Annotated in this window: 10 protein-coding genes; 2 read left to right on the top strand and 8 right to left on the bottom strand. The window is 43.0% G+C overall.

Going from position 1 to position 11114, the window contains the following annotated elements; translation table 11 throughout:
- Positions 1 to 176: 176 nt before the first annotated feature.
- Positions 177 to 986 (bottom strand): DUF2884 family protein, encoded by an 810-nt coding sequence (locus GVO63_RS15450; RefSeq protein ID WP_159581076.1) that lies wholly within the window; start codon positions 984 to 986, stop codon positions 177 to 179.
- 337 nt (positions 987 to 1323) lie between these two features.
- Here GVO63_RS15450 and GVO63_RS15445 point away from each other — a divergent pair, with 337 nt between their 5' ends.
- Positions 1324 to 1515 carry a hypothetical protein gene (locus tag GVO63_RS15445; protein WP_159120402.1) on the top strand — a complete coding sequence of 64 codons (192 nt, stop codon included), beginning with the start codon at positions 1324 to 1326 and terminating at the stop codon, positions 1513 to 1515.
- A gap of 146 nt (positions 1516 to 1661) precedes the next feature.
- Here GVO63_RS15445 and GVO63_RS15440 read toward each other — a convergent pair whose 3' ends face one another.
- Genes GVO63_RS15440 through GVO63_RS15430 form a run of 3 tightly spaced genes read right to left on the bottom strand, consistent with a single transcriptional unit; the run spans position 1662 to position 4834 of the window.
- Positions 1662 to 3026 (bottom strand): mechanosensitive ion channel family protein, encoded by a 1365-nt coding sequence (locus tag GVO63_RS15440; protein ID WP_236552176.1) that lies wholly within the window; start codon positions 3024 to 3026, stop codon positions 1662 to 1664.
- A gap of 3 nt (positions 3027 to 3029) precedes the next feature.
- Positions 3030 to 3923: an acyltransferase gene (locus GVO63_RS15435; protein ID WP_159581073.1), complete on the bottom strand. Its 894-nt coding sequence runs from the start codon at positions 3921 to 3923 to the stop codon at positions 3030 to 3032.
- On the bottom strand, positions 3920 to 4834 hold the full coding sequence (locus GVO63_RS15430; RefSeq protein WP_159494322.1) for an acyltransferase: 915 nt from the start codon (positions 4832 to 4834) through the stop codon (positions 3920 to 3922). Before GVO63_RS15430 ends, GVO63_RS15435 begins: the two co-directional genes overlap by 4 nt.
- A gap of 113 nt (positions 4835 to 4947) precedes the next feature.
- Here GVO63_RS15430 and fghA point away from each other — a divergent pair, with 113 nt between their 5' ends.
- The gene (fghA, locus tag GVO63_RS15425; RefSeq protein WP_159581070.1) at positions 4948 to 5790 is read left to right on the top strand and encodes an S-formylglutathione hydrolase; all 843 of its coding nucleotides are present in this window, start codon (positions 4948 to 4950) and stop codon (positions 5788 to 5790) included.
- A 105-nt stretch (positions 5791 to 5895) separates the two neighbouring features.
- On the opposite strand, the gene GVO63_RS15420 is transcribed toward fghA, so the two are convergent.
- Genes GVO63_RS15420 through GVO63_RS15405 form a run of 4 tightly spaced genes read right to left on the bottom strand, consistent with a single transcriptional unit; the run spans position 5896 to position 10845 of the window.
- The gene (locus tag GVO63_RS15420) at positions 5896 to 8016 is read right to left on the bottom strand and encodes a bifunctional diguanylate cyclase/phosphodiesterase (RefSeq protein WP_159581067.1); all 2121 of its coding nucleotides are present in this window, start codon (positions 8014 to 8016) and stop codon (positions 5896 to 5898) included.
- 9 nt (positions 8017 to 8025) lie between these two features.
- The gene (locus GVO63_RS15415; RefSeq protein WP_159494319.1) at positions 8026 to 8511 is read right to left on the bottom strand and encodes a Rab family GTPase; all 486 of its coding nucleotides are present in this window, start codon (positions 8509 to 8511) and stop codon (positions 8026 to 8028) included.
- Positions 8512 to 8526: 15 nt separating this feature from the next.
- Entirely contained in the window at positions 8527 to 10290 is a 1764-nt protein-coding gene (locus GVO63_RS15410; protein WP_159581064.1) for an OmpA family protein, read from the bottom strand.
- A gap of 3 nt (positions 10291 to 10293) precedes the next feature.
- Positions 10294 to 10845, bottom strand: a complete 552-nt coding sequence (locus tag GVO63_RS15405; protein ID WP_159581061.1) for a hypothetical protein — start codon at positions 10843 to 10845, stop codon at positions 10294 to 10296.
- Positions 10846 to 11114: the final 269 nt, after the last annotated feature.

Below are 11114 nucleotides of genomic sequence, written 5' to 3'. Positions count from 1 at the left end.
CTCGCTGAGTGGGTAGTTATCTATGCGGACTGGTATTATACTAGATGCGAAAAATAGCCATGTGAAGCAAGCAAAGGGGCAACACGGCCTAGTTGGGGCAGTAAAACAAAAAAGCTGACCAGGTGTATTATCCAAAGTCAGCTAATTGTGATTAGACTTGTAGAGTGAAAATACGACTACATCTTCATTTGTGAATGAGAGCCGATGTCTAACAGGTTCAGTCCATCAAGACCAGAAATAGATGCTTGCATTTTGCCTTCAGCGTAATCGGCTTTTTTAAGTACCTCGCACAATGCATCGCCTTTCTCCTCTAACGAAGCAGCTTGGCTTTCTAAGCGATACTCAAGGTCTTCGCCCCAGCGCTCCATTTTTTGCTCGAACTCTGACATGTCACCGCCTTCCCACAACATTTGAGTGCCAACGGCGATCAAAATTCGACCCATAGATTCGCTAATCAAAGATTCAATTTGCGTTTCGAACTCTTGCTCCCAGCTTTCATCAAACCAACCTGGCTCATCAAACTTCGTTGAATCGACGCGGATATTACCTGCATCATCATAAAATGAGGTTTGTAATTTCGCATCGAGTGAATCAAACAGCTCGCGGAAATCATCGCCCATTTGGTCACCGCCAAGTAATTCCGTAAATACTTCCGTTACGGCTACGTTTGCTATTTTTAATCCTTCGCTTGCTATGGTCAGGGTCATGGGGATTGCTGCGTCGATATTGTTATAATACTCGCTTACCCATCGCTGTTGCTCGCGGTCAAGAGATACCAATTCACCGTTTACCGTCAGGTTGTGCTTCCCGTCAATTTCCATTACCGAACCGTTATCCATAGTGACGGTTAAGTTGCCCTTGTAGTATTGAATATGACCATCAAGCTCCATGTCACAGCTATTTGCAAAGCTTTTGTCATGAGCAAAGGCGTGTCCACTGATCAAAGCGCTGGTGACGGCAACCGAAAGTAATAGTTTCTTAGACATTGTTTATTCCTTAATTCACTCGTGACAAGGTGGTATTCGTACTAAACGTAGCCCTGTTCTGTCACTGATATATTGACGCTACAAAATGAGGTTCTTTGCACAGAATAGAGCAATGCCCTTGCCAAAATTTAATATCTATATTTATCATATGCTTATTGGTTTTTAATGATTTTGGGTTCTATCGGCAGATTAATTATTTGGCGAATATGCTAATAAATTAGCAATTTTGACTAAGATCAATTTTTGGCACACTGTAGTGTATTAAAACCCATCCAGACATGTTCAAAACGCAATTATTGGTGCATAATACCGCCAATTATTTTAAGGGGTTATCACAATGGCTGATTGGATTAATGCAATTATGTTTGGTGTTGCGCTAATTGCCTTTACGCTAGGGCTAAGCAGCATCGTTATGGGCTTAATGACTGCTAAGGCAGGTGCTGAAGGTATGCAGGAAAAAATCGAGTACGGTTTTTTTGGCGTAACAGGTTTAGTACTGTGCTTGCTGATGGCCTATGCCTTGGCGTAAGCAACACGTGTTATAAAAAACCGGCTTCAAAAGCCGGTTTTTTTTCGCCTACGGTTTATACCAGTCCGCATAGATAATTACCCACTCAGCGAAACTTAAAATGTTCTGAATCTGTTTCGACGTTCTGCGCGCTTCTTTCAATCGTGCTATTGGTTATCGCTATGTGTTATATCGCCATCTTTGCCATGCTCCCCACCCACTTTCGTGGTGTGGTTTGTATGGTCTGTTGAATCTTGTTGATACGCATTATGCTCTCGGTAAGCCAATAGAGAAAGATGCCCATCCCTTTGATAGGCCCGTAGGTCGAAAAGGTCGAGCATAGCCATGACATGATCAAAAATATCGGCCTGCACTTTTTCGTACTTAACCCATTCTTTTTCTGCGCTAAAGCAATAAATCTCCAAGGGCAAGCCCAGCTCGTTTGGCGGTAATTGCCTGACCATTAAGGTGAGCTCTTGATTAATATTGGGGTGCTTGCGTAAGTAAGCCTCTAAGTAAGCTCTAAAGGTGCCAATGTTGGTCAGGCGACGGCTATTCAGTAAGTCAGACTCATCGATAGAGTAATCTCGATGGTAAGCACGCAGCTCATTTTTCTTTTTGTCTATGTATTCGTTGATATAACGAATTTTTGAAAAACGCTCTAGCATGTCGTTATCGCAGAGCTTGATAGAGTGAACATCGATATAGATGGCACGCTTAATTCTGCGTCCTCCCGATTCCTGCATACCGCGCCAGTTCTTCACCGCCTCTGTGGTAAGACTGTAGGTAGGTAAGGTAGAAATCGTCTTGTCCCAGTTTTGTACCTTGACGTTAGTCAATCCTATCTCAAGAATTTCACCGTCCACTTCATACTTTGGCATTGCAATCCAATCGCCGGTATTAAACATGCGGTTTGCGGCAATTTGGATACCTGCAACAAAGCCCAAAATAGTATCTCTGAATATTAACAGGAGTACTGCCGCAATCGCCGTCAACCCGGATACAATAAGCAGCGGGCTTCTATCAACAATTAGCGAAATACTCAGCAGTATAGTGATAATAGCGAAGGCCAGTTTTGTAACCTGAATAAACCCTGTGATAGGTGCTCTACGGGAGAAGGCCGAGGCATTGTAAACGTCTTCAACAGTGCTTAACATGGCGTATAAGGCAAGTAAACCGCTATATAGCATGTAAAGCTGAGCACTCTTTATGACCATGCCATGCATAACGGCTTCATCATCAATAAGTACCGGCGTGGTGACGTAAATGAATAGCGCTGGAAAAAGGTGCATCAAGCGCCTAAAGAAGCCGTGCTCCTGGAGTGCGTTATCCCACCTGTTATTCGATTTATATACCCAGTTGGCAATTTGAGGGCGTACGAGTAACCGCGCGACAATATAAATAAGCGCTGAAATAACTAAAATAGAGCCAAGAGCAATAACGCTATATAGAGGATCTTGTGTGGTTAAATTTGGAAAAACGTCGTTTACCAAGTGTATAAAATGATCGCGTACTGATGCACTCACTTCCATTTACTAGGACTCCAACAGTTTCTTTATACGATTATCTTTATTTTCCCATAGACCGTTTAACCAGTTTTGAAAATAAAGGCGAAACTCAGAATCTGTGCGTTCTGACTGCTGTTGTAATTCAGGAACCGGCGTTACGTTCACATCGATGACAATTTTTGTCATTTGACCGCTTAACATTGCCATCATTGGGTGACGCTTATTTTCGGGATACAGCAATGAGATATCCAGTACGTTAGTGAATAGCTCTCCCATCGCAGATAAAGCAAAAGATACACCACCAGCCTTTGGTGGAAGCAGGTTCTGGTAGGGGCTTTGCTTAGAGAGGTGCTTTTGTGTAGTGAATCGCGTTCCTTCAACAAAATTAATGACCGTTGTCGGCACCGTTCTAAACTTCTCACAGTACGCTTTGGTAGTTTCTAAATCCTTACCTCTTTTCTCTGGATACTTCTCTAGGTACGCTCGGGTATATCTATGCATAAACGGCATATCTAAAGCCCAAGCACCAAGTCCTACGAAAGGAAGCCAAATCAGCTCTTTCTTTAAAAAGAACTTAGGAGCGGGGATGCGATGGGTGGCAAACTCAATAAGCAAAATGATATCTAGATAACTCAAGTGGTTTGCAATAATCAAATACCAGCTATTTTTTGAAAGCTCTCCGTGCACGGAGCATTGAATATTGACGTTGTTAAACAGCTTGATAAGCAGAACACTGATGCGACCAAAACTAAACATAAGTGCATGCATTACCTTGTTCCATACCGCTCTAACCTTGCCGTTGGGCAGTAAAAGCTTCACCAAACCTAGTAAGATTATTAGCCCACCCCAAAACGCGAGGTTTAGAATTTGCAGTGAGGTATGTAAAACAAAAATAAATGGAGCGAGTACTACACGAATCATAATGGTTTCTGAGTTGCGTTAAGTGAATCTAAAAGCTGATCTTTGGCATGCCAACGTTCGTTTAACCACGTTTGAAAACGGGCACGAACCTGAGGATCGTCGAAATATTTGTCATTGAAAATACCGTTATCCATAATTTCTTTGATTGGCATTACATTTATATTCACCCGAATGTCGCGGACTTTGCCACTGACAAAATCCCAGAACGAGGGAACGCCACGCGGGTAATCAATCGTCACATCAATTAATTTATGTAAGTTGTCGCCCATCGCTGATAATACGAACGCAACACCGCCAGCCTTAGGCTTGAGTAAATGCGTGAAAGGCGAGTTCTGTTTATCATGTTTAGCCTGGGTGTAGCGTGTGCCTTCTACGAAATTCATGATACTAACAGGCTTATTGCGAAATTTTTCACACGCTTTACGTGTGGTTTCCATGTCCTTCCCTTTTAAATGGGGATTTTTGGCTAAAAATGATTTCGAATAACGTCGCATAAAGGGAAAGTCGAGTGCCCACCAAGCAAGACCTAAAATAGGAACGTAGATAAGTTCTTTTTTGAGAAAAAATTTTAGAAACGGTATTTTTCTATTGAATACACGTTGAAGCACTAAGATATCAACCCAAGATTGGTGATTAGCAATAACGAGATACCAGCCATCTCGAGTCAGTTTTTCTAGCCCGTTTACTTTCCATGTTGTGCGACTGCTAATACGCTGGTTAATATTGTTTACGCCTATCCACGCTGTTGCACATGCATCGAGTAAATAGGAAATGAAGCGTCGCCAAGGAGCGATAGGGATAAGTTTAAAAACCGCCAATATAAAGATAGGCGTGGACCAAATCACGGTGTTTAAGAAATAGCAGATGACCGAAATAGTGCCAACAATATGATGTAGCAGTGCTTTTACCATTATACTTACCTCAAAAATTAGGCGCTTAGTGTAAACGAACTTGATCTAAAATCCGATAGAGCCTTTACTGATTCCACAATAAAGGTGCAAATTTACGAACTTAAGGAGCTGTAATGGAGCTTATTGGCGAAAATAGAGTATTCGGCGGGCGTCATTTACGCTATTCGCATAACGCTGAAACAACAAAGTGCGATATGACCTTCGCAATCTTTCTTCCCCCATTCGCCTCAAAGGAGAAACCGGTTCCCGTGCTCTACTGGTTGTCTGGGTTGACATGTACAGACCAAAATTTTATGCAGAAAGCGGGCGCAATGAGACTCGCCGCTGAGCTAGGTATGGCGATTGTTGCGCCAGATACGTCTCCCCGCGGTGAAGGGGTGCCTGATGATGAAGAAGGGGCCTATGATTTCGGGCTTGGCGCTGGATTTTATGTCAACGCAACCCAGTCACCGTTCAACACGCATTACAATATGTATAGCTATATTGTTGATGAGCTACCTGCATTGATAGAAAGCGAATTCCCTGTTACTAAAGAGCGAGCGATTAGCGGGCACTCGATGGGCGGGCATGGCGCACTCGTGATTGGTATGCGTAATCCGAATAAATTTGTCTCAGTTTCTGCTTTTAGCCCTATTGCTAATCCTTCTGATTGCCCTTGGGGGCAAAAAGCGTTGGGACGATACTTAGGCGATGATAAGGAAGCATGGAAAGCGTATGACGCTTCTTTACTACTCGCGAGCAAAACGCACAGTATTCCTCTTTTGGTGGAGCAGGGGACAAAAGATGAGTTCTTGCACGAGCAGTTAAAGCCTCAAGCGTTGGTGCATGCTGCGCAACAGTCAGATACGCAGCTTACCTTAAACATGCACGAAGGATACGACCACAGCTACTTCTTTATTGCGTCATTTATCGAAGAACATTTAGAGTTTCATGCAGGTCACATGGGCTTAATCTGAGCTCATTGCTTTTATGCGGATTGGTATTACAAGGCGATACCATCACCAACATCAGCTAAAAGGGTGAGAGCCTCAGCTGATGTTGGCGCTTTCAGCCAACATGACTTATCTTAACGTCTTGGCGGAAGATACGAATTCGGAGACAGCCACAGGACGTTGATATAAATAACCTTGTCCATAGGTACAGCGGTGGCTTTTTAGAAAATCTTGTTGCTGTTGTGTTTCAATGCCCTCAGCAATAATTTTGATATTCAAGTTGTGCGCGAGACCTAAAATAGCTTGCACAATAGCCTGATCATCAGTGTTGTCTTCAAGTTCACTGACAAATGAGCGATCAATTTTTAGCTCGTCAATTGGCAGCTTTTTCAAATAGACTAATGAGCTAAAGCCCGTACCAAAATCATCAATCGACACTGTTATTCCCATGCCGCGAAGTTCGTTGAGTAATATAGATACCGAATCCAAGCTATCCACAAACACGCTTTCGGTTAGTTCAATGGATAGATTAGACCCAGATAGCTTATGATCCTCAAGCGCACTCTTTATCTGATTTAGCAGAGCGAGATCTGTGACCTGGCGGCCCGAAATATTGATCGCGAGACGGATATCTAAACTCGCCGCTTTAATTGCATCAATTGCTTCACATGCTTTATTGATAAGCCACTCACCAAACGTGAAGATAAGATCACTCTTTTCCGCTAAAGGAATAAAAACGTCAGGAGAGATAAACGTGCCATCTGACGTGATCCATCTTGCCAATGCCTCACATTTAACGATTTTACCTGTTGTTAAATTAACAATGGGCTGTAAGAAAAGCGTCAGTTCGTTTTGTTCAATGGCTTTACGAAGTTGGCGTTCGAGTTCATTGGTCGCGTGATGTTGTTTATGTAACTCTTCACTATAGATAAGTACGCTATTACGACCTTGATATTTAGCCGCTTGCAACGCAGTATCAGCGCAGTGAAGCAGCGACTCAGCAGAGTTACAGTCAAGAGGGAAGTTTGCGATACCGACGTTTACTGCTAAATGCGGTTCACTCCCATTAAGCACGTTATAGGTTTGCGTTAATTTCTTTAAAAGCGCTTCAGTGTAGTCTTCGCTTGCTTGCCCAATAAACGTATCACTGCGTTTAACAAGCGCAAATTCATTACTGCCAATTCTGGCAATAAACCCGCTATTACCCACGAAACTTTGTAGACGAAGTGCAAAACCTTTGAGAATCTCGTCGCCAGACTGATAGCTAAGCGATTCATTTATTTTTTTAAAGCCACAGATATCAATGAGAAATAGTTTGAAGGGGTTTTGCTCTTGGACTAAGCGTTTAACCGTTTCAATAAACAAGTTGCGGTTCGCAACTTTTGTAAGTGAATCCATTCCACTGGCTGTAAGCGCGCTTTCTTCATTACCGTGAATATGGGTAATATCGGTAAGTAAATACACCCAGTGAGTAAGTTGTTCGCCTTGTAGTACGGGATGGATAGTAACTTGAAGCCAGACTTTATACTCATCGACAGGTTGCCAAAACAGCTCGCCTTGCCACGGTGACTTTTTCTTAACGAGAGCAGGTAAAAATGTGGGTGGAGCACCTATGTCTTTAATTAGCTCACTAATGCGGACCGAGCTTGGTGTTGAACTGTTGCAAAAGAGAAGCCTGTGTGAAGCTTTGTTGTCCAAAACCAACGCGCCTTTATCATCAAGAATGACAACGCCGGTGTCTAAATCGTGAATTGCCTGCTGGATAGGCGGTACTAGCTTTTGTAAACGCGTATTCTTACGCAGCACGTTATTCAACTTGTGCCTGATATATTCATGTTGCCCCACGATTTCATGGTGGCTCAGCAACAGCTCTCTTGCCGCTTGCAGCGTTCTGCGCTTTTCATCGAATTGCTCTTCTACATTTTTTACAACCAGGTAGCGCGCGCCCGACTCACTGTTAATCGCTACTGCTTCTAAGCGAAGTAAAAGGTTGTCATCTTGTTCAGTCCAAAAACCCGAGGAAAGACTAAATGAATTGTCACCCTTCCATACCTCATTGGCATCAAGGAAAAAGTCGTCTAAGAATACGGACGGTATCTGCTGTTTCTGTAGTTTATTGTTTGCATCTAGCGTAACGACATGGGATAGCCATGGCAGATCAGGGGTTAGGCACTCTAGTTCATGTGAGTCTGTGTATTTAAACAGAGCACAATTGGTAATACCCAAAGCGTTTAATAAATGGATGTCCATGGAGTTCTCCTACCAAAACGCAATTGTGTTAAATAAGCTCTCTACATTTTCACCGGTTTTCGCGCTCGTTTTAGTCAATAAAGCAAACTTTTGAGAGCAGGTATCTAATTCTTCCTCACTCCAATGCCAGCTCGTTGGAAGGTCTGTTTTGTTAATAACGAAAAACGCTGGGATATCAGGGTAATGCTCTTTGGCTAGCTCTAGAATTTCCATGCCTTCCGTTAAAGACTGTGAGCGGGTCTGATCAACGACAACAATGTACGCACTCGCGCCACGAAGGTAGCGAGGATTGAATCCGCAGTATCTATCAATACCCTCTAGATCCCAGATGAGAAGTTGTATCCCACGGCCTTCTCTATTGACTTGTTTCTTGTCTATTTTTACGCCAATGGTGGTCTTGTATTTCTCAGAGAAAATACCTTCGACAAACTGCTTAATCAGGCTTGTTTTCCCAACACCAGTAGGCCCTAAAATACACACTTTTTTCTGTATCACTGAGATATTTCCTTACTACAGTGCACTGGATACTAATACGTTTAACATAACCGAACGTCCCATTGATGGATTTTGCAACGGCAGCTCTCCTAAACTTACGGGTATAAGAATACTACTTTCAACACCAAGCGAAATTAATGAATTCACAACATTTTCGGCTCTTTTTTGGCTCAGTTCACGATTTCGTGCACTAGAACCAGAATTATCGCTGGCACCCATCACAACAATGCTAACCACTGTGTTTGTCTTTTTAGCCACAGATAGGAGCTGTTTTACATCATTTGCCAATCCTTCCAACGTTGCTAACTGTACTTCAGAAAGCGCATCTTGGTTAGTAGCAAAAAGTACACTTTGTGAAGAAACTTTATTAACCAATTGCGTAAGGGCTACTTTTTGCAGCGCTGAACTATCCAACTGATACTCTGCTTTTACATTGAGTGAGCTGATATCAATGTCTGTACTTGAAATACCCGGAAGGTTATTTATCTGTTGATTGAGGCGCATGGCAGTAGCGGCAAAGACATCACCCGAGATAATCCATTTACTTCCGTTTGCTGAGTTAAGCGAAAGCGTTTCTTGTTCGCTCAACGGATAATTACGAATAAGTTTTTCGAGTTTGCGCTCGACTATGCTCGTCTTAAGTGAAACAAACGGCTCCTCAATAACTACCACACGGTTGGGGTCGATACCATGGTCTTTAAACCAACTCTCAATATCGTCAGCGGCGGGATCTCTTAGAATCTTGGCGTGTACTTTGCCATTAGAGATGTAAGTATCAGTAATGATGACGCCGGGCGGGAAAGGAAGTTCATGCAAATCGCTCTTCAAAATGCTGAGGGATAATCGCATGAAAGAAAGAATACCTAACCCAATGAGGGCGATGAACAAGACTAATGCGCCAATGAACCGTTTTGCTTTCTTTCCTTCGCCTTCTTTTTTTTCACTCACTAAGCAGTCGGCAAGTAGGGTCTCGCACCCTGCAAATGCTGCATTGTCACCATCGTAATTGATAAGCGGTTGCTGATAAAACCTGTGAAAATCTTCCAGCGCTTGCTGAAGTTTTCCACGGATTTCTGGTGGGATACTTCCTGTGACGGCGGCAACGAGAAGTGCTTGCGGCCCAATTTTAATGAGCAGAGTGAAATCTTCGGTTTTAATCTCACCCAATTCGTTTTCTGATTCATTGCCATTGACGCCAAAAGCATCGGCAACGAAATCATTAATCGCCACTAGCATAGAGGAAATGAGATCGGCATCTTTTTGCTTATCCGGGTCTGCAGAGATACTGTGAAGTAGCGTGCCGGTCTCTCGATGGATGACAAGAAGCTGCTGAACTTGGTACTGGTAAATTTGTGACGCAACGTACTCGGAATACTTTACCCCTGATTGCCAGGCTTTGAAGCGCCAAGCAATACTTTTTGGACTTAAACTGTTTTCGATGAGTGCGTTGGTACGCTCTACAAATTCTACCAGAAAAGCGGAAACCGCCTTTCTTACAAGAGCGCCAACAAGTGGATAAAGTGTACCAACAATTTTTTCGCTGTTCGCTTCAATAGAGCGATGTAATGACTTTTCAACAAGGGGAACGAGGACTTTATTTACCGAACCGTCTTTCGACTCTCGCTCCAACAAAGCTTCAGATACGACGTTACTCACAACCCCTTTTGCGTCGTGATCTAACTTTTCCCGAACAAATGTGTTGTCCCGCCCAATAAGTAATTCTCTTACTTTTTCCAGAGAATCGTCCGTAAACTCAGACGGCGGCACCTTGTCAGTCATTTATTAATGATCGGTTGCGAGATTAGTGGCCATAGTAGAAAGTAAATTTGCCAGCGTTTTTCTATCTGTTTTACTTTCGGAAAGGTCACGGGTTACCTGCTGAAGTTTTTCTAACAGTTCTTGGTGACGTTTACTAAATAGGCTATCTAACGACTCCAACTCTTTCACCACGTGGGCTTCTAGTGCTTCGTTGTCATTTTTTGCCGCCGCTTCAGCCATTTCCAACTCACTTTGTAGCTTATCAGTGGTGTTTTGGAGTTGCTCTTGAACATTACTGTGACTGTCGTTCGCGTTAGCTAGCTGGTTAGACAGTTCACGTATCTGCTCGTCGATAAGTTTGCGGATATCGTTGAACTGATTATCAAGGTGTACATTTAGCTTCGTGAAGCTATCGTTAACTCGTGACTCTAGCGCAGACAGATCTGCGCGGAAAGCGCGGTTTGTTTGGCCAAACAGTATTTCTCTGAGTTGAGCAAGTTCATCTGCTGGTTGAGGGGCGCTCTCAGTTTCAGTACTGTTTTGCACTTGCTGGTCCTTCTGCTTGTTGTCCGCCATAAAATATCTCCGATAGACCCAGTTTACTTGCATTAGGTATGCAAAAAACGGCTATCACATACTTAGCTTTGTTATTTATTTTCTATATTTGTCCATACAATAGCCTCAATTTACCAACTTTGAAATACGCTAAACGTATAAATGTAGTAATAATGCGACAAAAAGCGCTGATGTTTCAGTAAGTTGTTCTTAACTTTCTTAGGCTTTTTTGCACATGTTATGTCGCCCGCTTTACATTACTAAGCGGGCCGTGTGCAAACCCTTATTGT

It is taken from the genome of Alteromonas sp. KUL106 (assembly GCF_009811415.1).
Lineage (GTDB): Bacteria > Pseudomonadota > Gammaproteobacteria > Enterobacterales > Alteromonadaceae > Alteromonas.
Note: the sequence above shows the minus strand (reverse complement) of the source record. Positions and strands in the feature narration are given on the sequence as shown.